Below are 22,934 nucleotides of genomic sequence, written 5' to 3' on the forward strand. Positions count from 1 at the left end.
ACATGCAAGCGATTGCAGCACTTTAAAAAACCAAATCATTTCAAATAATTAAATAACTATGAGCAGAGTTTTACTCTTTTTAGCACTTTTCTCTTTTTTTGGATTATCTGTGGCCCAGGCACAAAACAGGCAATTAACAGGAACTGTGAAGGATAAATCGGACGGGCAGCCTTTAACAGGCGTGAGCGTATCGGTAAAAGATTCGAAAACCGGCACTAGCACCGATGCCAATGGTAATTACAAAATTTCCATTCCAGGAAAAGGCGCAACCCTGATTTTTACTTATGTAGGCTACAAAACCAGAAATGTTACCGTAGGCGATCAAAGTAAAATGGACATTACACTGGAAGAAGATGCCAACACCTTGCAAGAGGTTACCGTAAACATTGGCTACGGTTCAGTACGTAAGGAAGCTTTAACAGGCTCGGTTTCTTCGGTTACTGGAAAAGATATTGATCAGTTTCCGGTGAGTACAGCTGCACAGGCATTGGCCGGAAAGCTGGCCGGCGTATCGGTTACCACTACTGAAGGGAGTCCGGGAGCTGAAATTGTAATCAAAGTACGTGGAGGAAGCTCACTTACCGGCGATAACTCTCCGTTGTATATCGTAGATGGAATTCAGGTAGAAAACGCCTTATCCATTTTATCGCCAAACGAAATCCAATCGATCGATGTGCTAAAAGATGTGGCATCGACCTCTATTTATGGTAGCAGAGGTGCTAACGGAGTGGTGATCATTACAACCAAAAGTGGTAAAAAAGGTCGGCCAATAGTTTCTTTTGATGCTTATGCAGGTGCTCGCCAGATTGTAAATGAGCTGGACGTAATGAACCCTTACGAATTTGTTAAATACCAGTACGAACTGTATAACAACAACACCAGCCAGGATGTTAAAGACACCTTTACCAAAAAATACGGCACTTTCGAAGATCTTGATATTTACAAAAATATTCCCAATATCGACTGGCAGGATAAAGTTTTTGGTCGCCAGGCCTGGAGCAACACCGAAGTGTTAAACCTTGCAGGTGGAACATCGAAAACCACCTATAATGTTTCGGTAAACAATACCAAAGAAGATGGTATTATGTTAAACTCGGGCTTTAGAAGAACTTTTGCTTCGATGCGTTTAGACCATAAATTTTCGGATAAATTCAGGGTTGGCCTGAATGCCCGTTACAGCCGTCAGCGTGTTGATGGAGTGGGAACAACTTCTACCGGCTCGCAAGGTACCAACCGTTTAAGAAACTCGGTACGTTACCAGCCTTATTCGGGCGGATCTGATTCGGGAGATTTATTTGATGCTGATTATTTAACAACAGGATTAACCAATCCGATTACTTTAGCTAATCAGGAGTTGAAATACGATTACCGCAATGATTTAATCACCAGTGGTTACGTACAGTATTCGATTCTTAAAAACCTGACCATCAAAAGTACGGTAGGTTATAACAGGACCAACAGGCATGTAAATGTTTTTAACGGCCCTGTAAGTAATGTGGCCCGTAACAATGCAGGTTTACCTGCTATTCAGCTTGATACAGTTGCCCAAAAATCATTCATCAACACCAACACCATTAATTACAAACCCAATCTGGGCAAAGATCACAGCCTGGATTTATTGGTAGGCCAGGAAATTAACATGGTTGATATCGATTCGAGAAGTACTGTACTTAAATTTTTACCAATCGATATTTCAGCAGAAGATGCTTTTGTAAGCCCAGCCCCTGCAAATACCATTCAGGACCGACCTACTTCTTTAATTTCAGGAACCAGACAATTTTCAATATTCAGCAGGGCTTCTTACGGCTTCAAAAACAAATACCTGGCTACCGTAAACTTCAGAACAGATGCTTCATCGCTATTTGCAGCAGGCAAACAATGGGGTTATTTCCCATCTGCACAGGTAGCCTGGAGGGTAACAGAAGAAAAATTTGTGAAAGATCTTGACCTAAACTGGTTAGATAATTTTAAAGTTAGAATGAGTTATGGTGCCGCTGGTAACAACCGCATTGGTCAGGATTTGTTCAGAACCTTATTCTACCTAAGCTCTACCACCGGAGGCTATGCCGAAACAGACGGATCGGTTTCAACAGGTTTGATTTCGGGTACAGCTACAGGTAATATTCTGTCTAACCCGAACATTACCTGGGAAACCAATATTTCTAAAAACCTCGGTATTGATATCGACTTATTCAAAAACAAACTTTCACTTAATTTAGATTACTACGATAACCGTACTAAAAACCTGCTTTTAAATGCAAATGTACCTCAAACTACGGGCTATTCTACCCAACAACAAAACGTGGGTAAAACCCAAAATACAGGTTTCGAGCTGCAGTTAAACTACCAGGCCGTTAAAACCAAAAACTTTAGCTACAACACCAGTTTCAACATTTCGTTTAACAAGAATAAAATTGTTGAACTGCAAAACGGCGTAAGTTCTTACATCACCCAATCGGGTTGGGTTAACAGCCTAGGCGATTTTAAAGTGGAAGTAGGTCAGCCAGTAGGCCAGTTTTACGGTTTCATATCTGATGGGCGCTACACCGTTGACGACTTTACCTATGTACAAAATGCCACAACCGGAGCTTACACCTATACGCTTAAGCCAACCGTAGCCAATAGCAGGGTATTGTTGGGTAACCGCGACCCGCAGCCCGGCGACATGAAGGTGCAAAAACTTTCTTCTTCATCGAGCATGATGATTGGAGACGACGACAGAACTGTATTGGGTACCGCACAACCGAAATTTACAGGTGGTTTTAACAATCAGTTTGCTTATAAAAACTTCGATTTAACCGTATTCGTAAACTTTAGTTACGGAAGCAAAGTTTACAATGCCAATAAATTAGAATTTACTTCACAATACAACGTAAAAGACAACAATTTACTCGCAGTAATGAACGAGAGGTGGCAGAATTTTGATGCCAATGGCGTAAAGGTAACCGACCCGACTTTATTAACAGCCATGAATGCCAATACAACGTTATGGACACCTACCGGAGGAAACTATGCCTTAACCTCTTACGCAGTTGAAAGTGGCTCTTTTTTAAGAATCAGCAATGTAACTCTAGGCTATAGCTTACCCCAAAGCATGATCAAGAAAACCGGCTTCATTTCAAAACTAAGGGTATACGGAACGGTTAACAACCTATACACCATAACAGGTTATACCGGTTACGATCCGGAAGCCAATACACGCCGTTCAAATCCGCTTACACCGGGTATTGATTATGCAGCATACCCACGTAGCAGATACATTCTGGCTGGTATTAACATGGTATTTTAACCTCAACATTAAAGAAAATGAACAATAAATTTATAAAATCGGCTTTAATGGTAATTGCTGTTGGAGCATTGAGTATAACCACTTCCTGCAAAAAATATTTAGATGTACAATCGCCATCAACTTCATCACCTGATGTAGTTTTCGAAAGTACTGCAAACACCAATGCGGCCATTATAGCAGTGTATAACCGCTTATGTGGCGATAATGGTTATGGCAGTCGTATTTCGACCTTATTTGGCCTTACAGCCGATGATTTTAAAACCTCAGGAAGTTACAGCTCTTCGGACAGGAGAGGAATTAGTATGTACGGCGCAAGTTCGGATAATACGGATCTGATTAACCCATTTTTGCAATTGTATGCCGGCGTAGAGCGCGCCAATATCTGCATCAACTTTATTCCGGCATCTAAACTTTATGCCAATGGATCTGATGACGAAAAAGCCACTATGAAACGCTACTACGGCGAAGCCCTGGCTTTAAGAGCACAGTTTCTTTATGAACTGATCCGCAACTGGGGTGATGTACCGGTATCATTCGTGCCATCGGCCGATGCAGAAACTTTGTACGGAGCAAATGTAGACCGCAATAAAACCTACGATCAGATTATTGCCGATTTAAAAATGGCCGAAGATTTAGTGCCCTGGAGAAGTGGCATTACCGAATATGGCAGTTTCCGCTTTACAAAAGGAGCAATTAAAGGTTTAAGGGCACGTATTGCATTGGCCAGAGGAGGTTACTCTTTAAGATCGGCCAGCCACACCATGGAGCGCAGTGCCGATTACTTGACTTATTATAAAATTGCTTTGGATGAGTGCCTGGATTTAATGAACCACCGTTCGGAACATAATATCAATCCTGTTTACGAAAATGTATTTAAAACCTTGCATACCACTACCCGTTACGATGATGCCCACGAACTGATGTTCGAGGTGGCTGCCTTTGGTGGTAATGCCGCTACAGATAGTAAGCTGGGTTATTATAACGGTATCCGCTTTAACTCTGCCTCTACTTTCGGTTCGGGCGGTGGCGGTATGAATGCTATTCCAACTTATTTTTATGAGTTCGATGTTACGAAAGATTGCCGCAGGGACGTTACCATTGGCGTTTTTGAAATTACGGCAACTTCGAAAAAAATCATCAATACTTTGTTTAACATGACGGATGGAAAATTCCGTAAATCTTGGACAACCTTTAACGGCTCATCTGCAGCACAGAATTTTTCGATTAACTGGCCAATTTTACGCTTTTCAGATGTACTGCTCATGTACGCCGAAGCCGATAACGAAATTAACAATGCACCTTCTGCAGCAGCAATTAACGCATTGCAGGAAGTACAAAAAAGGGCTTATGCGGGTTTCGAAAGTCAAATTCCGGTAACTCCAACCGATAAAGCGGGCTTTTTTAATGCAATTGTTAAAGAACGTTTGCTTGAATTTGGTGGCGAGGGCATCCGCAAGTATGATTTAATCCGTTGGAATTTACTGGCCAGCAAATTTGACGAAACCCGCACCAAAATCCGTGCTTTAATTGCCGGCACGGGCGATTATGCCAGCGTACCCAATTACATTTATGCTAAAGAAGGCAATTATTTACTGGGAACCAGTGTAAACGAAGTGGCAACGCTTGATCTTTACGGTGGCGTTCCGAACAACGTATTTGCTTCGCCGGGTTTAAATACTTCTTCAGCCCCAACAGGTTACACCACCAAAAACTGGAGAAAAGCGGTAACAGAAGAAAACTCGATCACCAGTACATCAACCGGTATTGCCTTTTACTTCGAAGCAAACAAAAAGGAACTTTTCCCATACCCAAAAACTACTTTAATTGAAAATCCAAGCATGGTTCAAAACTTTGGCTATTAATACAGGTATTATGAAAAAAATTATAGATCAACTGGGGTTTAAACTAATTATTTTATCACTGATGGCGCTGGCCGTTTCTTCTTGTAAAAAAGAAGATGATGTGCCTGCTGAACCGGCCAGGATATTTAAACCCAGCGATGTTAAAATTACTGCCGGCGAAACTTCGGCCAAATTAACCTGGACCTTACCGCTAATGTCGACCGGGAAAGCGCTGAAATACAGCATCGACTTTTCAACAGATTCATTATTCGCAACGGTAAATTACACCACTACCGCCGATACAGCTGGCGTAACTGTTACAGAAGATAATCTGGCGGTTAGAACAAAATATTATGCAAGGGTAAAGGCCAATGCCACCGAAACTCAGCCCGAATCGAAATACGTGCGTAGCAGTGCCTTTCAGTTAACCGGCATTCAATTGTTTGCAGCGATACGGGACAACGAAATTAAAGAAACTACGGCCAAACTGTATTTTACCAAAACAGCAGGCTTAACCAGCATTGTATTAACCCCGGCCACAGGTGCCGCGGTTACTGCTTCGTTAAGCAACAGTGAGGCCACTGTTGATGGTTTTAAAGCCATAACAGGCTTAACGGCAGGCACAAAATATACTGCAGAGCTTTTTGCGGGCACTAAAAGTAAGGGGCTGGTTACCTTTAACACATTAGCTCCTACAGTTTATACCGTAAAATTAAACCCTGGCGATGACCTCGCAGCAGCCATTGCCAGTGCCGCGAATGGTGCAGTAATCGGATTAAACCCGGGCACTTACAATATATCGGCCGCCAGTACATTCATCACCCAAAAAACCATTACCCTCAAATCTACCTCGGGCGAACCAAAAGATACCAAAGTAAATTACAAGGAATTCGATATTGAAGGTACCGGAGCGGGGGTAACATTCTCGGGCATCGAATTTGACGGAACCGCCGGTGCATCACTATATTTTATCAACTTTATTGGCTCACAGGCTTCAAATGGTGCAGCAGCAACCTTTACCAACGTGGTTGTTGATAATTGTGTTGTGCATGGCTCTACTACTTCGTTTTTACGTGGCGACAGGGGAACGGCAGCCCGCGATTTCAAAATAACTGCGATTACCGTTAATAATTCTATTGTTTACGATATGGGAGCCAATGGTTCTTCGGCCTATTACACCTTCCATGTAAACAAAATGCAGTTTAATACGTTAACGGTATCGAAATCTACTTTTTACAATGCAGGTCCGGGTTTGGTAACAGCTAGTACAACTTATGCCGGCGATGTTATCCCAACAGTTGCCATTACCAACTCTACCTTTAATGGTTTTGGCGGAAATGCGAAATACGCTTTATTAGATGCGAGCGCAAACCCGATTAACTTTACAATCCTTAACAGCATAATGGCGAATACTCCAAAATCAGGTACCGTTAATGCCGCTGCCATCAGGGGAACGGGTGCAGGCAGCACCTTAAAAATTTCGAACAGCAATTACTTTAATTTATTTAGCGCCTTAACCGGCGGTACTGCTTTAACTTTTGGTACCGCGACACTGGCCAGTAACCAAAGTATCAATACCGGCTGGACGGCAACCACGACTGATTTTACGCTTCAGGCGAGTTCTGTTTTAAGAACTGCCGGAAGTACAGGCGGGCCAATTGGCGATCCGCGCTGGACATATTAATTATTTTTAAAGGGCAGGCTTACATCTGCCCTTTTTTATTGAAATTTATAGCATGGCACCAACCGATCGAATGACGAAACCAACCTTGATCCACTTAGCTTTTACCATCCTTTTTTGCATCGGCTTAATCCCCCAAATCCATGCACAAGACCCCAAATATCCCGCTACCCTTACCGTTTCGAAAGATGGCAGCGGAAATTATAGCACCATACAGGAAGCTGTAAACTCAGTGCGCGATTTAGGCGAACAGGAAGTTAAAATTTATGTCAAAAACGGCATCTATAAAGAAAAGCTGATTATTCCCTCCTGGAAAATCAAAATTGCTATTATTGGCGAAAGTGCCGAAAATACCATCATCACCAACGATGACTATTCTGGCAAAGACTATCCCACAGGTAAAGATGCTTTTGGCAACACCAAATTCAGCACTTATACTTCATTTACAGTGTTGGTTCAGGGCAATGATGTAAAGCTCGAAAATTTAACCATCATAAATGCTGCAGGCCGCGTTGGGCAGGCAGTTGCGCTACACGTAGAAGGCGATCGTTTTGTAGCCAAAAACTGCAGGCTTTCGGGCAACCAGGATACGCTGTATGCCGCTATCGAGAATAGCCGCCAATACTATCAAAACTGCTACATAGAAGGCTCTACCGATTTTATTTTTGGCAAGGCTACCGTTGTTTTTGAGCACTGCACCATTAAAAGTTTAACCGATTCTTATGTTACGGCTGCTTCTACCTCAGCAAACCAACCCTTTGGCTTCGTTTTTATGCATTGTAAAATCATTGCCGAGCCGGCTGTAACAAAAGCTTACCTTGGCCGGCCATGGCGACCTTATGCCAAAACCGTTTTTATGCATTGCGATTTAGGCAAACATATTCTGCCGGTTGGCTGGAACCCATGGAAAGGCGACAAGATGTTTCCGGATAAAGAGAAAACTGTGTTTTACGCAGAATACCAAAATACCGGTGCAGGAGCATCGCCCAAAACACGCTTAGACTGGACAACACAGCTTAGCGATAAAGCCGCAAAAAATTATACCCTTAAAAATATCCTGGGCGGAGCCGACAAATGGAACCCCACAGTTAATTAGTGAATATCAATATGAAAAATAAGTTTTACCTGGCATTTGCACTGGCAGCATTAACAGCTACCTTATCATTTACTTTCATTCAAAAGAAAACTACGCTGTACATAATAGGCGATTCTACTGCAGCCAATAAAGATCCCAAAACCTATCCAGAAACCGGTTGGGGAATGGCATTACAAGCATTTTTTAAATCAGATGTTACCGTTGATAACCGCGCGCTGAACGGGAGAAGCACTAAATCTTTCCGAGCAGAGAAACGCTGGGACCCTATTTTAGCACAACTGAACCCCGGCGATTACGTTTTTATAGAATTTGGGCACAACGACGAAAAAGTAGATAAACCTACAGTAGGGGTTTCGCTGGCCGATTTTAAAACCAACCTGATTAACTATGTAAAAGAAACCAGGAGCAAAAAAGCTTTACCTGTATTGCTTACTCCCATTTCGAGAAGGAGTTTTAAAAATGGTGTGTTAATCGATTCGCACGGCGATTACCCACGCATCACGCGCCAGGTGGCCGACTCGCTGCAAGTGCCATTAATTGATATGCTGGTTAAAACCGAGAGCTTGTTAAACCGTTTAGGGGAGGAACCTTCTGTTAAACTATTTAACCATGTTGATTCCGGAAATGTGAATTATCCAAACGGGAAGAAAGACAATACACATTTAAGTCCGGAGGGGGCCAAACAAGTTGCAGGTTTAGTAGTAAAAGGCATCAAAGAGCTAAAATTAGATCTGGCCAAAAAACTTAAATAAGCGATTACCGGCAATTATAGCGACCAAAATTGGTAATCGCAGCGTTAAAATAAAAGATCAGTACAGGGCGCTAAAAATATAATGGTTAATATTGCAGCAATGAATACCGGTTTATACAATCCTTTCCAAAACTTCGATTTTTTATATAAAATCTGCTTTTTAAGTGGTAAAACCTTTAACACGTCAGTTGAGCAGGTGCCATTAATTCCAAAATGGTTACTGGCGCAGGCAGGTTTAAGCGGCGAAGAGCAAATTCAGTTTTTGGATGAGAGTATCCGCTCATACAATACATTGGTTATTCCGGTTAACAGTGAGGTAAACGAGCAGTTTTTAAACCCACTTGAGGCTAAAATAGAAGCAGCCTTTGCAAAAGGTTATGCTGCTGTTTCGGAACTGCCTGAGCTGGATTTATTTAACTGGATTGGTAAATTTTTATATGGCTTTGTTTACATCGAAATGCATGCTGCCCTGCGTAAGGAGATGACCTCCGATGGCTTAAACATGTCGCAATCTTTAATGATGAAATTTGCCAACCTGAATTTCATGATGCAAAATTTGTATACCAGTCTGGAATTTGAAGATTTTACGCCCTGGTCTATCACTGTGGTTAAACTCGAAAACGGAGAAACCCCATTCAGTTTCCGCGATGAGATAAATACCCTTACTTTTTCGTTAAAGATGAAAGATTTCGGGATTATTGCCTGCTTGCAGGATAATGGCACCAACAAACGTTACCACCAGGAAATTGTGAACGAGATAGCCGGAAAAAGCTTAACAGCCGAACAGTTTGAAGAGGTTACAGCGCGTTTTTATTACTCGGCCTACCTGTTTAACCGCTTGCCCGAATATACCTTTATGCCGGTTGATGGCACCACCTATATTGAAGCCATGCCTTTACGTGGCAACATGAGCAAACCTTTGTTTGATGTTTGGCAACACAAGGTTTATGCGCAGGTTTTAGAAAACTTTTGGAAACCCTGGGGTTATGTAGTGTTCGAAATTATAAAAAACCCTGAGCAGCCGATGAGCTTTTTCGAAAAGCCTTGTTTACCGAATGCAGGGTAGGGAGCTTCTATTTTTTACCACAAAGGGCACAAAGAAAAAACACAGAGCGAGGAGTATAATTTTAGTGATTAGGTCAGAATCAACGTCATTTTTCTCGGTATAAAACTCAGTGATCTCAGTGGTTAAAATTTATACGCAATTCCATCTCACATCATCCATCTTACATTTTACATCATCCATCTTACATCTCCCATCTTTTACCACAAAGGGCACAAAGGAAAACACAGAGCAAACAGAGCAAACAGAGTAGGAAGCATAATTTTAGTGATTAGCTCAGAATCAACGTCATTTTTCTCGGTGTAAAACTCAGTGGTCTCAGTGGTTAAAATTTATACGCAATTCCATCTCACATCATCCATCTTACATTTTACATCATCCATCTTACATTTAACATCTTCCGTCTTTCATTTTCCCACAGATTAAACAGATAAACGCAGAACCAATGCCATTTTCTCGGTGTAAAACTCAGTGGTCTCGGTGGTTAAAATGTCTCCGCAATTCCATCTCACATCTTCCATTTTACATCATCTATCTAACATCTATTTACCTCGATCCGGTCAGCAGCGTAAAGAAATTCTGCAATATACCCGGCACAAAAATAATGGTAAAAATTAAGCCGGTTAGAGCCCCAAAAAAGTGCGCATCGTGGTTAATGCCATCGCGCGAGTTTCTGGAAGCATAAGCACAATAAATGAGGTATATAATGCCAAATATCCAGGCGGGGATTCCGAAAGGAATAAACATGATATAAATTTTCGATACCGGGTTAAACAATATAAAGCTGAATAAAACAGAACTGATAGCACCAGAAGCACCCAAGCTATTGTAGTTAAAATGATCTTTATGTTTAAAAATGGTAGGCAAATCGCTTAAAATCAACGCCAGAAAATACAGCAATCCAAATTTAAAGCTGCCCAGTAGCTGTTCTAATGTAAAAGCAAATGCCACAAAGGTAAACATGTTGAAAAACAGGTGCATCCAATCGGCATGTATAAGCCCGCTGGTAATTACCGTCCACACTTTATGCCCTTTTGATACACTGTAGGGATGCAACATAAACTTGCCGTAAATGCTATGATCGTAAAAGGCGTAAAGGCTTGTAATAATCGTAAAAACAAAAATTAGCGAAGCAACAGGTGCTATATTGAAATATTCCATCGGGTTATTTTAAATCTAATTGAGCTGCCGTAACCAAACGGGCTACAGGATATCTGTTATGTGTTTTTTCGTAATAATCAGAATTTTTATACACAAAGTCAAGTTGTGCAGGCCCATTCTTTGCAAAATCAGCATCAGCAGCTTTTTTCGCTTCAAGCTTTGCTTTTAACTCCGGGTTATTCTTCAATAGTTCAGCAGCAGTATCTTCAAAAACATAGGCCGAGTAATGCTCTTTCATATCCAGAATCGAATCGAAAAAATTCCAGTTAAAATAAGAATCAATAGCTTGTGGCTCGAGGGTTTCTACAATATAGCGGTTGCAGGGCTGGTTTACATAAACCACAAAGTCGCCGGCATAGTACTGTAGGCTTTGTTTCACAGGGTTTAGTTTTACCGCCGAATGGAGGTAATGCCCTTCGTAAGGCCTGGTACTGGTTTTAAAATCACCGATGTAATAACTCTCTACCTCAATTTTCTGATCGGCTTTTATCTCCCTCAGCTTTACGCCGTTTAACTTCAACAGGTTAATTACCCTATCCCAGGCTTTGGGAATGATGTAAGCAATTGGTTTCTGTACGGTAATGGCCGGCTCAAATTTATTCCATTCTTTAATAGTTTTGGTGTAAGGTTTACTGCGATCATAATACAAGCGGTTGGCACCACTTACCATACTGGGCTTTTGTCCCGATTCAAAACCTTTAAAACTTAGCTCTTTTACTTCGTTTTTATTCAACTTCCAATCCAACGGAAACGCTTGTTGGTCTGCCACAAAAGCATCGGCTTTTTGCTTGTTTTCGCCAATAATTCCGGCATCACGCTCCACAATATCTACATAAGCCTGCAAAAGTTTATAAGTAGCATCAACGCGTAAATCGTACGATTTCAGCATGTGTGTTTCGGGCATAAAGCCAATGGTATTGTGCAGGGTAGTGTAACCGGTTGAATACCGTGGCGACTCGATAAAACCCGTAATTCCGCTTTCAGGTGTTTCGCCAATCGAGTTTACATAAGGAATCATCGGATAACCTTGCTTCTCCATCGCGGCATACAAACCAGGCACCAAAGTTTGTGTTAAGTAATTGGACAAAATACCGTTCAGCTTATCCTTTTGAGTTGGAATAAGGGTCATTACATATTGATAATCTGCCCCGTTGCTTGTATGCGTATCAACAAAAATTTCGGGCTGCCAGGTATTGAAAATCAATTGAAAGGCAGCCGAATTTTTAGAGTCTGTTTTGATAAAATCCCTGTTCAGGTCAAGGTTTTTGCCATTGCCCCTAAAACCGTAAGCCACAGGCCCATTCTGGTTAGCCCTCGAAGTACCTGTACGGTTAAAGCTACCGTCGATGTTGTAAAGCGGAATGATACAGATCACCACATTTTTTGGCAACTTCTTTCCCTTAATCAGATCGCGCGCCAGCATCATAGAAGCATCTATTCCCTCTGGCTCGCCCGGGTGAATACCGTTATTGATCAGTAAAATTCGTTTATCGCTTTTCCGGATAGCGACAGGATCGAAAACTTTATCTTTCGACAAAACAAGAAGGTGTAAAGGCTTTCCAAAATCGGTGCTCCCATAGCTGAGCAGCTTAGCCTCAGGGCAACCCTTAATCAGATTTTGATAGTATGCAATGGCAGCAGTATAAGTTGTGGTTTCGGTTTTACCACTAAGCTCGAAGGGTGTCTTTTGTGCCCATGCTTTTACTGCAATTAATAAAAAGCAAAACACAAAGCATTTTTTCATTAGTATATAATTTGTCTTTTAGGTAAATTCAGACGTAAACACTTGTACTAAAGCGTTTTACGGTAAGACTTAATCTTCCCGAAGAAATATTTGAAGCCTATGGTATAAGCGTTATAAACATCGGGCGAATAATTTTTAAACTTAACACTTGGGTCGTTATAGCCATCAAGCCCTTCGCCAAAAGTAAAGTTACTTTGCGCATTGATATTAATAACATAGCGCATGTAACCGTAACCATCTTCGATATAATAGTTAAACCCGAAATTAATGGGAACCAGCAGGTTAAGGCTTTTATCCTCACCCGGAAAAGGCCCGTAGCCTGGATCATAAGCAGCCCAACTTGGTTTATACCTTACTACGCCGGTCATTTTGTTGTTAATTACCCCAATACCAGTACCTAAATACAAACCTCTGATATTATATAAGAACTCGCTTCTATCGTAATTAACGATCTCGCCGAGCATTAACTTGGCATTAGCCGAAATTGAAGTATATTGATTGATAAATTGACGGTTATGTGGGTCGGTTACAATATCTCCGCCCTGAACCCTGCCGTATTGCGCTTCTAAACCCAGCGTTACAAAGGGGGTAACATGAAAATCGAGTACGCCGTAAGTGGTATAACCATAACTTCCTTCGTACACGTCGGTGTAAGAGCGGTTGATACCAGCGCCTAAACCATATGAAAACTTGAAATAATTGGATTGGGCAAAAGAAAAACTTCCGATAAAAACAAGGAGAACGGTTAAGTAAGTAACTTTCAAGAGGTTCGAAATCATATTGTTTTTTTACAAAAATAATATGATTATTGAATATCTATAACTTTTACCTTTGAATTATGAGTAATTACAACAACTTTAACAAATCTTTAGAACAGAGATTTATCAAATATGCCAAAATAGACACACAATCCGATCCAGGATCGCCAACCTGCCCATCTACCTTAAAACAAAAAAACTTAGGTCAGGAATTGGTTAACGAATTGCTCGAAATTGGCGTTTCTGACGCAGAAATGGACGATAACGGCTATGTATACGGAACCATTCCTTCAAATACCGATAAAAAACTACCTGTTATTTTCTTTTGCTCGCATATGGATACCTCGCCCGATTGCAGCGGAGAAAACGTGAAACCGATTATTCATGACAAATATCAAGGGCAGGATCTGGTTTTACCAGACGACAACAAAATAGTGATCAGAATGTCTGATCATAAAGACTTAAAACACCAGATTGGCAACGATATTATTACTGCCAGTGGCACTACTTTATTGGGTGCCGACAACAAAGCCGGATTGGCAGAAATTATGGAAGCAGCCGCTTTTTTAATGAAAAACCCGGAAGTAAAACACGGTACCATTAAGGTTCTTTTCACCCCTGATGAAGAAATAGGCCGCGGCGTTGACAAGGTTGATTTGAAGAAGCTAGGTGCCGATTTTGGCTATACCATTGATGGCGAAACGCTGGGCTCAATTGAAGATGAAACCTTTTCGGCTGATGGAGCTACGCTTAGCATTTATGGTGTAAGTACCCATCCGGGGTTTGCGAAAGGAAAAATGGAAAGCGCGATAAAAATCCTGGCGGAAATTTTAGATACCCTCCCTAAAGATACCCTTACACCTGAAACTACACATCAAAAAGAAGGTTTTATCCACCCGGTAAGCATTAGCGGGCAGGTAGAAGAGGCAGAAGCGCAGTTTATTATCCGCGATTTTACCGATGAAAAACTCGCACAGCATGGAACTTTTTTAGCACAAACCGTAGAAAAGGTGATGGCAAAATACCCAAACTCGACCTACAATCTGGAAATTAAAGCCCAATACCGCAACATGAAACAGGTTTTAGATCAGCACCCTAAAATTGTGCAGTATGGTATCGAAGCTATCGAAAGGGCTGGGGTGGTGGCCAAACAACAGAGCATCCGCGGCGGTACCGATGGTTCGCGGCTTTCGTATATGGGTTTACCTTGTCCCAATATTTTTGCCGGCGAACATGCTTTCCACAGCAAACAGGAGTGGGTAAGCGTTCAGGATATGGAAAAAGCAGTACAAACGATCATCAACATCGCCTGTATATGGGAAGAAAAAGGATAACATTAAGTAGGGTTCTGGAGTTTAAACAGACTCCATACCTTCAACTCCAAACTAATAAACAGCTTGCCCGATAGCCAGGCTGCTTATTTTACCCTCCTTATTGATTTCGAACTTAAAACAGGTGGTAAAATTGCCCCATTGATCGGAGTGGAAATGCCCATACACGTCTAATCCGTTATTTTCAACTTTATCAATATGGGTAAAACGTTCGTGGCCCAATGCTTTTTTAAAGAAATTGTTAAATTTCATTTGGTTGCCATCATCGTAAAAAGCAACATCAGGGGCAAACAAAGGGAACCAGATTTTCTCATCTCCTTTTTGTAAAGCCATTATTGCAGCTTTTACCTTTGGGTTCGATAATTTTGTTAAATCTACCGACATAGCGTTATGGTTTTAAGGTTGAGCAGAATACAGTTTATTAATCAACACTGAATGCATTGGTTAATATTCAAAATTATAAAAAAGATATTTTCAAAGCACGGCTTATTTATTAATTTAGATTCAAATGATAACTCTCGAGAACGAATACGTAAAAGTTGGCTTATCGGCCAAAGGTGCTGAATTGCAGGGCTTGTACGGTAAAGAAACCAACATCGAATACCTGTGGAATGCGGATGCAAAATATTGGGGTAAACACAGCCCGGTATTATTCCCGATTGTTGGCTCGTTAAAAAACAACAGCTTTAATTACAAGGGGAAGAATTATGAACTGCCGCGCCACGGTTTTGCCCGCGATTATGTTTTTGAAATTGAAAAAAACACCGAAACAGAGGCTGTTTTTACTTTAACACAAAATGAAGAAACCTTAAAAGTTTATCCTTTCAACTTTGAGCTGAAGCTCAAATATAGATTAATAGATAGAAAACTGAACTTGACCTACGAGGTAATCAATACAGGCACCGAAGAACTGCTGTTCTCCATTGGGGCACATCCCGCTTTTGCAGTTCCCAATACTTCAAATACCACATACGAAGATTATTACCTTGCCTTTAATGCAGACCAGCGGTTAACCTCCTGGAAACTTGAAGACGGATTGGTTTCTGATGAGACAGAAAACATTGAACTGGGCGGACATAAATTAAACCTCAAACATGATTTGTTTTACAACGACGCGCTGGTTTTTAAAACCTTACAAAGTAACTGTATCAGTTTATTAAACACTAAAAACGACTTCGGACTGCATTTCCATTTCGAAGACTTTCCGTTTTTTGGTATTTGGGCTGCTATTGATGCTCCTTTTATTTGTCTGGAACCCTGGTGTGGCGTAGCCGACGGGGTAAACCACGATCAGGACCTGGAGCGTAAGGAGGGAATAATCAGATTGGATGCCGGTAAAAACTGGGAACGCTTTTGGGAAGTGGAGTGTTTTTAAGAGCGTGATCGTCAATCTGTCCCGATTTTGCATCGGGATCGGGGCCACTTATTAATTGATGTAAACAAAAAAGCGATGCTGAAACAAATCCGATAGCTATCGGGTCAGCATGATGGTAGATAAGCAAACTTTCATTTCTTAATCTAGTTTAAGAAAATTGTGAATTGCAGGTATTAATTTGCTGTTTAAATAATTATCCCACAAAATGAAAAACAGCGCACATTTTCCTCAATTATTTCTCCGTCTGGCCCTGGGCATAGGCTTTATTTTACCCGTTATGGACCGCTTTGGCTGGCTTGGAGCACCGGGCAACCCAACCGTTGGCTGGGGCAACTGGAGTATATTTTTAGATTACACCAACTCATTAATGCCCTTTTTAAGCAGGCCATTTGCTAACATTATGGCGATTATTGCTACAGCCGGCGAATTGGTTTTTGGCGTTTTACTTATTATTGGCTACAAAATAAGGCTAGCAGCAATAGGCAGCTTTCTGCTTACCCTGATGTTTGCACTATCCATGTTAATATTTGCAAATTACAGGGCACCGTTTAATTATTCGGTATTTGTTGTAAGCGCATCGAGCTTACTGCTGGCCACAACACCTGATTATAAATGGGCTATTGAAGCTAATAATAGGTAAAGATGAATGATTACCACCCCTTATTCAGTACTTCAACAGCTTTATCCAGGAGCTCATCTTTTTCTTCCGTAATTCCTTTAATAGTTGGATAAATCTTATGATCGATTTTTACACCAGTTCTTTGTGTTTGTCCGCCATCAGGATAGAAAACGCCAATGCCTGATATCATTGTATTTAAACCTCCGGGAAGTACAATTGATGAAACATTCCCATCAGCACCAGCAGTTGTACTTCCAATAACTTTTACATTGGCGGCGCTTTGAAAAGCCATGGTAGTATATTCTGCCTGGCTTTGACTGCTTGCATTTACAATTACTACAACTTTGCCCTTGTAGGCATCATTTGATGATTGACCATTTTGCAATTCAGGCCCAAAGCTAAAAGAACCGGGATATGCAACATTTCCAACACTAAACTTTACGAAAGCACTTTTTTTGTTTTTAATGTAATTTCCAAAAGTGAAGGGCATAAACTCTGATGGATAACAGCGCATATCAACTATAATTCCTTTAGTATTAGCAAAAAGTTTCTTTATTTCTGGTAGTTGTGCATTTTTATACTTACCAGGATAAACATAGCCGATACTATCGTTTAATAACTTGAAAGCCTGGGCCTGTTCAGCAGCTGGATTTTTATAAGCTAACATCAGTTTTCCCAAGGGTACGGCATAATCAAAAATTTCATTACCTCTTTTTACGCTAATCTTAATAGAAGGATTATTACTCCTAAGTAAATAATTAACTGGTAAATCGCGTAATTGAGTATCATAATTGGATGCCGGAGTTAAAGGGAGATAGGTTTTTACCATTTCAGCAACATCTTTATCATCAATTTTAACAATCACATCTCCCAATGCAAGCTTGCTCTTTACATCTAATGTATCGGTATGTAGCGCCGTTATGGTAAGTGCATTTTCAATAAATTTTGTCTGAAAAGGTACAGCGAATTTTCCTTTAAATTGATTTAAGGCTGTGCTTCCCGACCATAAATTAGCATGCGTATCATGCACACGGGCAATTAAACTCAAAACAGCCAAAGCATAATCTTTTTCATCCCTGGCTCCAACAAAGTCTGGTAATGCCGATGCAATTACTTTGTTCCAGTCTTCACCTATAATATCCCTGTAAGGGAAAAAGTAGTTGATCATTCCCCAATAACGATAAAGCGAGAGCAAACGGTAACCAGCATCAGGATAAGCCATTGTGCTATATGCCTTTTCATGCTTAAACTTTGGGTTTCCTACCTGCTGCTCCATCTCCACGTAATAGTTCTTATCTATATTGCGGTTATCTCTGATATATTTCAGTTTATCGCCAAGCGATTTTTGTAACACAGAACTATTCAGAAGGGAACCGTAATCAGGAACAATTTCATATTTATCAGCGTCAGATTTGGCACAACTTTTACAAATTGCTGGTTTAGGCAAACGATCTAAATATTGCTCCAAAGCAGCACTTAGCTCACGGTTATTTTTCGCTGCTATTACCGGAGGCAAAAGCCTGAAAAGCTCGACATCCCAATTGTAATCACCTTTAGCTACAGCCGGATGATGGTATTTCAAAAAAGCCCAGAACTGACCTGCCAACGTTAGGTTTATTGTTTTCTGGGCATTGAGTTCAATCTTACTAATTTGCGATCCTGTTTGAAACGCAGTGTCTAATTCTCCTTTTAATACTTCTCTTTTCTTTATTTTAGCTTGTGTTACAGGTTGTCCATCGATCAAAAGTTCTAAATGATCAAACCAGGCTTTACCATCACCAATCAATAAACCGCCAACATGTATAGCCTTAACATCATCACCTTTATAGGGTAGCTTAATGCTGTAAACTTTCCAATCTGTGTTTCCTTTAATGCCCCTGTCTTGCATGTTATCAAAACCCATGTTTTTTTTATCCTCTCCATCCAATCTCATCCATAAACCGGCATATCCTGTTGCTACATTTTCCGTTTTAATATAGCCTTTTAGTTCTATTTCCTTGCCCACCAAAAGTTCATTAACAGGAAAATCAAACACTCCGAATTCTGCTCCACTGTCAACCTTCCTAATCAATAAACTATATTTTCCAGATTGTTTTATGCTACTATCTATCCCTACTGCATAGGATTTTTCTTGTTCTTTATTAAATGAAAGCAACCATGAAATAGGTTTTTGGGTACCAGAATTAATATCTTCAAAATCGCCATTAAACTTAAATTGTGATACAGCATTTTGAACAAGAAAAAGGGAAATAACGCAGATAAATAAGAGTGTCTTTTGCATAAACGTTGATTAGATTGATGCAAATTAATGATTTATAACCTTTTAAAAAATACTATGTCCTAAATTCTTCGTTTATTCTTCTCCAGGTCCTGCTATACAGGAAAAATAACGCTTAAACATTTATTTTCTTGATATATATAAACCCTCCTGTGTAGTAAAAACCCTTACACCTAAAAGGGTATTTTTACCTTTTAGTTTGTTCGTAACATGTTGATAACTATATTTATATCGTTAAAATTAAATCAACGGGACGATTTAGATTAAAACAACAAAAGTCTTTCAGCAATGGAAGACTTTTTTATTTAAAAAAACACGCTCCTGAGAGCGTGTTCATTTAATGTTATTTTGTGGAACGATTGAGAAGTAATTTAAATGCTTTTTAATACCCTCACACAAATATCAAAAAGATAAACGAGCAATTTCCATTCAGTTTTATTCATCTGAAAAATAGCCATTTACAAAAAATCAGCCAATAAACTGAATAAAACAGGTTTTAATGAATAAATGAGTTTCTGGGATATTGCATGGTAAATCGCCCGGTCAAGAACCACCCTTAAATTTGTCTCAACTGCCCCCGTTTTTACCTAGCCAAAGTCTGTAATTTAGTATCAACAAAACGAAAAACATTATGGCAGCAATGCACCCTTATTTAAACTTCGATGGCAAGGCCGAAGAAGCTTTTAACCACTACAAATCTGTTTTTGGTGGCGAATTTACCTTTTTTGCAAGGATGGGCGATGCTCCTGAAAGCGATAAACTGGCTGAGGCAGAAAAAAACCGCGTAATGCACGTGGCACTCCCGATTAATGAGCATACCATTTTAATGGCTTCCGATTGCGTGCCTTCTGCAGGCCACGTACTTACAGAAGGAAACAACATGTACATTAATTTACAGGCCGAAAGCCGCGAGGATGCCGATAGGTTGTTCAATGGCCTTTCGGCTGGTGGAACCATTGAAATGCCAATGGCCGATATGTTCTGGGGCGATTATTTTGGCAGCTTTAAAGACAGGTTCGGCATACAATGGATGGTTAACTTTACCAACCCAAGGTAAACCAAAACCAGCGCGTTTATAGCGTTAACCGGCTTAGCGTTTCGCGGGTTACCCCCAGATAAGAAGCAATCAGGCTTTTCGAAATTCTTTTTTGTAAGGACGGATATTGGTTACTCCACTGTTTATAGCGCTCACCAGCATTATTACTCAACAGGGCCAATACCCGTTTTTGCAATGCCATGTTACCAGTAGTATATTTCTTGCGGAAAAAGTACTCCATCTTTCGCGATGATGCACAAAGCTTTTCCTTATTCTCGAAAGTGATGGAAAGGGTTTCGGTATCTTCGATACAATCTACATTTAAGGTTGCGGGCATTCCGGTATTAAATGCATTCGGATCCGAGAACCACCATTCTTCCATCGCCAACTGCAAAATATACTCCTTGCCTTCATCGTCGGTATAAGAAGATTTAACAATTCCTTTCAGCACAAAATGTTCCTGACTGGCGGTATCGCCAGCTTGAATAATGTACTGGTGTTTTTTATACTTCCGCTTTGTAAAAAAAGATTCTGCGTGTTTAAATTCTTCGTCGGTTAAACAAACGATTTGGTGAATGTGCGCCCTGAAAAAATTTGTTTCCATATTTTTTATACCCTGCCCCAAATGTAATATTTATTCAAGATTTATAGCAGTTCCAAGTCTTCCGATTCTACCGCAGTGTGACAATCATCACATTAAAATAGTGATATATGTCCTTTTAAAGCAGCCGGGCATTGCATTAAGTTTGCAGCACACAAACACACAAAACCTAAGTCAACACACAAATGAAACTTAAATTACTGACCGTTTTAGCTGCATTGGGCCTGTTAGCAAACCAGAAATTAAATGCACAAAGCCTGGCCAAAATGAACTGGTTTAACGAACCCGAACAATGGGAAATTAAAGACAAAAACACTTTCAGCTTTTTTGTACCTGCCAGAACCGATTACTGGCGCATTTCGCATTATGGCTTTACGGTTGATGATGCCCCTTTTTATTATGCTACTTATGGAGGCGAGTTCGAAGCCAAGGTAAAAATAACAGGCAACTATGTTACTACTTTCGATCAGATGGGTATTATGCTCCGCATCGACCACGAAAACTGGATCAAAGCCGGGGTAGAATTTGTTAATGGCAAACAAAATGTTAGTGCGGTAGTAACCCATAAAACCAGCGACTGGAGCGTGGTTGAACTCGAAAAAGCGCCGGCATCGATCTGGATGAAAGCCGTTAGAAAACTAGATGCAGTAGAGATTTTCTATTCGCTCGATGATAAAAAATATACCATGATCCGTACCTGTTACTTTAAAGATAACTGTCCGGTAATGGTTGGGTTGGTAGGCGCTTGTCCGGATGGCAAAGGTTTTAATGCCGTTTTCGAAAACTTTAAAGTTACCCAAACTCCCGACCAGCGCAGGCTGGACTGGGCAAAAAAACAGCAAAACTAAAATAGCTTTTACCCATAATTTAATGGCAGGCAGATTTTGCAGGTTAATCCGGCAAAATCTGCTGATTTAAATCTCAGCCAGCGCATTCGCCAAATCTTCAAAACCGGGGCGTTTTTGTGGGTCTGGCACCAAACAGGCATCCCTCAGGCCTGCTATACTTCCTAAAACTTTTCCTGTAACAGATTGCCGGTGTAGAGTCAGTAAATCATCAAGCAGGTAGCCATAAGCCAGCACTTCGATCCGTTCTAATGCAAAAACCAGTTCGGCATTAAGCTGATTATAAAAACTGGCTGCTCCAAAATCGCCAAATAAAGCACTCCCTTCATCATCGATCAAGGTGTTGTGTGCATATAAATCGCCATGCATAATCCCTGCACCATGTAACTGGGCAGCCAGCGAAGCGATTATTCTGGCAATGCCTAAAATCTGTTTTTCAGTCAGTACCCGGTCGGCAGGAAAAACATCGCGTGTACAGCTCTCCAAACTTGGCGGATTGCCCAGGTTATAAAAATGATGCGGAATAAGCTCCATCACCAGACCTTTTTTATCTTCAGGGTGCAAGGCAATCTGCCCAATCAGGTTAACCAGGCCGGGATGAAAACCTGCAGCAATGTAAGCCATCATCTCATCCTCCGGCAGTCCATCACTGGTTACATCGCCTTTAAAGATCTTAACCGCTACCTCCTGTATTTCATCGCTAATGGTACGGTTGGCTTTTGAAATTACACCCGATGCGCCTTCGCCCAATACGTGACTAATTTCCAGATCATGCCAGTTGATGGCCGAAAGCTTTTCAACTGCAGGGGTTTTGCTAAAATTATTCCCCGAAAAGGCAATCCAGGCTAACTTAGGCATGGTAGCGATCCATTGTGGTAACTCGTGCAGCTTATTTGCTGCAATGCGCAATAAGCCCAGGTTTTTACATTGGCTAAGCGTTTCAGGCAATGCCACCAACCGGTTTCCTGCCAGCATCAGTTTTTCCATGCGTGGGCAAAGGCCAATTTCATCTGGTAAGGTGCCGATGTTGTTATTCGTTAAAATCAGCCAGCGGAGGTTCGGGTTTAATGCTCTGGCAGGTACCGTTTCGATCTGATTCGATTTAAAACCTACAATTTCGAGCTCGGGGCAATCTGCCAGCACCTCAGGCACTACTTTAAAATGATTTTCTGAACAGAAGAAAATCCGTAATTTCTTTAAGCGACCAAAATCATCGGGCAATGCAGACAGCCTATTAAAGGAAAGATCCAGCACCTCCAATGTATCGGCCAGGTCGAATATGGCCAAAGGGAAGTGGCTCAGGTTTTCGGTTAATTTCAATGATACCGATCCTTTAAGTTCGCCGTTTTGCAGTTGTAATAAGGTTTGCCCCATGATATACTTCGATTTTAATTACGCACGAAGATACCGCTATATAAGGAAATGAACATCACATAACGAAAACTATATTAAAATAAAAGAAAAT

General features: G+C 40.8%; 18 protein-coding genes. 11 read left to right on the forward strand and 7 right to left on the reverse strand.

The annotated features are described in order from the left end of the window. Window positions 1-58 precede the first annotated feature (58 nt). From HWV58_RS08625 to HWV58_RS08650, 6 genes are all read left to right on the forward strand, one after another. Window positions 59-3,289, forward strand: a complete 3,231-nt coding sequence (locus HWV58_RS08625) for a SusC/RagA family TonB-linked outer membrane protein (RefSeq protein WP_175633711.1) — start codon at window positions 59-61, stop codon at window positions 3,287-3,289. A 17-nt stretch (window positions 3,290-3,306) separates the two neighbouring features. Next, window positions 3,307-5,151, forward strand: coding sequence for a RagB/SusD family nutrient uptake outer membrane protein (locus tag HWV58_RS08630; protein WP_175633712.1), 1,845 nt, complete (start codon window positions 3,307-3,309; stop codon window positions 5,149-5,151). 10 nt (window positions 5,152-5,161) lie between these two features. Further along, window positions 5,162-6,814, forward strand: coding sequence for a DUF5123 domain-containing protein (locus HWV58_RS08635; RefSeq protein ID WP_175633713.1), 1,653 nt, complete (start codon window positions 5,162-5,164; stop codon window positions 6,812-6,814). Between the two features lie 70 nt (window positions 6,815-6,884). Next, window positions 6,885-7,907 (forward strand): pectinesterase family protein, encoded by a 1,023-nt coding sequence (locus HWV58_RS08640; protein ID WP_175633714.1) that lies wholly within the window; start codon window positions 6,885-6,887, stop codon window positions 7,905-7,907. 11 nt (window positions 7,908-7,918) lie between these two features. Next, complete coding sequence (locus HWV58_RS08645; protein ID WP_175633715.1) at window positions 7,919-8,659, forward strand: rhamnogalacturonan acetylesterase; 741 nt, start codon at window positions 7,919-7,921, stop codon at window positions 8,657-8,659. 81 nt (window positions 8,660-8,740) lie between these two features. Then, entirely contained in the window at window positions 8,741-9,724 is a 984-nt protein-coding gene (locus HWV58_RS08650) for a hypothetical protein (protein ID WP_175633716.1), read from the forward strand. Window positions 9,725-10,267: 543 nt separating this feature from the next. On the opposite strand, the gene HWV58_RS08655 is transcribed toward HWV58_RS08650, so the two are convergent. The 3 genes from HWV58_RS08655 to HWV58_RS08665 are packed head-to-tail and all read right to left on the reverse strand — an operon-like array spanning window position 10,268 to window position 13,405. Beyond that, window positions 10,268-10,882 carry a rhomboid family intramembrane serine protease gene (locus tag HWV58_RS08655; RefSeq protein WP_175633717.1) on the reverse strand — a complete coding sequence of 205 codons (615 nt, stop codon included), beginning with the start codon at window positions 10,880-10,882 and terminating at the stop codon, window positions 10,268-10,270. A gap of 4 nt (window positions 10,883-10,886) precedes the next feature. Next, window positions 10,887-12,626: a M14 family metallopeptidase gene (locus tag HWV58_RS08660; protein ID WP_175633718.1), complete on the reverse strand. Its 1,740-nt coding sequence runs from the start codon at window positions 12,624-12,626 to the stop codon at window positions 10,887-10,889. A gap of 47 nt (window positions 12,627-12,673) precedes the next feature. After that, window positions 12,674-13,405, reverse strand: a complete 732-nt coding sequence (locus HWV58_RS08665; RefSeq protein WP_235972686.1) for a hypothetical protein — start codon at window positions 13,403-13,405, stop codon at window positions 12,674-12,676. Between the two features lie 59 nt (window positions 13,406-13,464). Here HWV58_RS08665 and pepT point away from each other — a divergent pair, with 59 nt between their 5' ends. Next, entirely contained in the window at window positions 13,465-14,718 is a 1,254-nt protein-coding gene (gene pepT, locus HWV58_RS08670; protein ID WP_175633719.1) for a peptidase T, read from the forward strand. Window positions 14,719-14,769: 51 nt separating this feature from the next. Here the strand turns inward: pepT and HWV58_RS08675 are convergent, their stop codons facing one another. Beyond that, window positions 14,770-15,099, reverse strand: a complete 330-nt coding sequence (locus HWV58_RS08675) for a hypothetical protein (protein ID WP_175633720.1) — start codon at window positions 15,097-15,099, stop codon at window positions 14,770-14,772. A 124-nt stretch (window positions 15,100-15,223) separates the two neighbouring features. On the opposite strand from HWV58_RS08675, the gene HWV58_RS08680 reads away from it, so the two are divergent. Together HWV58_RS08680 and HWV58_RS08685 are read left to right on the forward strand one after the other, a co-directional pair. After that, window positions 15,224-16,090 (forward strand): aldose 1-epimerase family protein, encoded by an 867-nt coding sequence (locus tag HWV58_RS08680; RefSeq protein ID WP_175633721.1) that lies wholly within the window; start codon window positions 15,224-15,226, stop codon window positions 16,088-16,090. Between the two features lie 205 nt (window positions 16,091-16,295). Then, entirely contained in the window at window positions 16,296-16,730 is a 435-nt protein-coding gene (locus HWV58_RS08685) for a DoxX family protein (RefSeq protein ID WP_175633722.1), read from the forward strand. 10 nt (window positions 16,731-16,740) lie between these two features. On the opposite strand, the gene HWV58_RS08690 is transcribed toward HWV58_RS08685, so the two are convergent. Then, complete coding sequence (locus HWV58_RS08690) at window positions 16,741-18,990, reverse strand: S41 family peptidase (RefSeq protein WP_175633723.1); 2,250 nt, start codon at window positions 18,988-18,990, stop codon at window positions 16,741-16,743. 628 nt (window positions 18,991-19,618) lie between these two features. Here HWV58_RS08690 and HWV58_RS08695 point away from each other — a divergent pair. After that, window positions 19,619-20,044, forward strand: a complete 426-nt coding sequence (locus HWV58_RS08695; protein ID WP_175633724.1) for a VOC family protein — start codon at window positions 19,619-19,621, stop codon at window positions 20,042-20,044. Window positions 20,045-20,060: 16 nt separating this feature from the next. Here the strand turns inward: HWV58_RS08695 and HWV58_RS08700 are convergent, their stop codons facing one another. Continuing rightward, window positions 20,061-20,627: a Crp/Fnr family transcriptional regulator gene (locus tag HWV58_RS08700; protein WP_175633725.1), complete on the reverse strand. Its 567-nt coding sequence runs from the start codon at window positions 20,625-20,627 to the stop codon at window positions 20,061-20,063. A 182-nt stretch (window positions 20,628-20,809) separates the two neighbouring features. On the opposite strand from HWV58_RS08700, the gene HWV58_RS08705 reads away from it, so the two are divergent. Continuing rightward, the gene (locus HWV58_RS08705; protein WP_175633726.1) at window positions 20,810-21,472 is read left to right on the forward strand and encodes a DUF1349 domain-containing protein; all 663 of its coding nucleotides are present in this window, start codon (window positions 20,810-20,812) and stop codon (window positions 21,470-21,472) included. 66 nt (window positions 21,473-21,538) lie between these two features. Here HWV58_RS08705 and HWV58_RS08710 read toward each other — a convergent pair whose 3' ends face one another. After that, window positions 21,539-22,843 (reverse strand): leucine-rich repeat-containing protein kinase family protein, encoded by a 1,305-nt coding sequence (locus HWV58_RS08710; protein WP_175633727.1) that lies wholly within the window; start codon window positions 22,841-22,843, stop codon window positions 21,539-21,541. Window positions 22,844-22,934 lie beyond the last annotated feature (91 nt).

Origin of the sequence: Pedobacter ghigonis (assembly GCF_903166585.1) — a bacterium.
In the GTDB taxonomy this organism is placed as follows: Bacteria; Bacteroidota; Bacteroidia; order Sphingobacteriales; family Sphingobacteriaceae; genus Pedobacter; species Pedobacter ghigonis.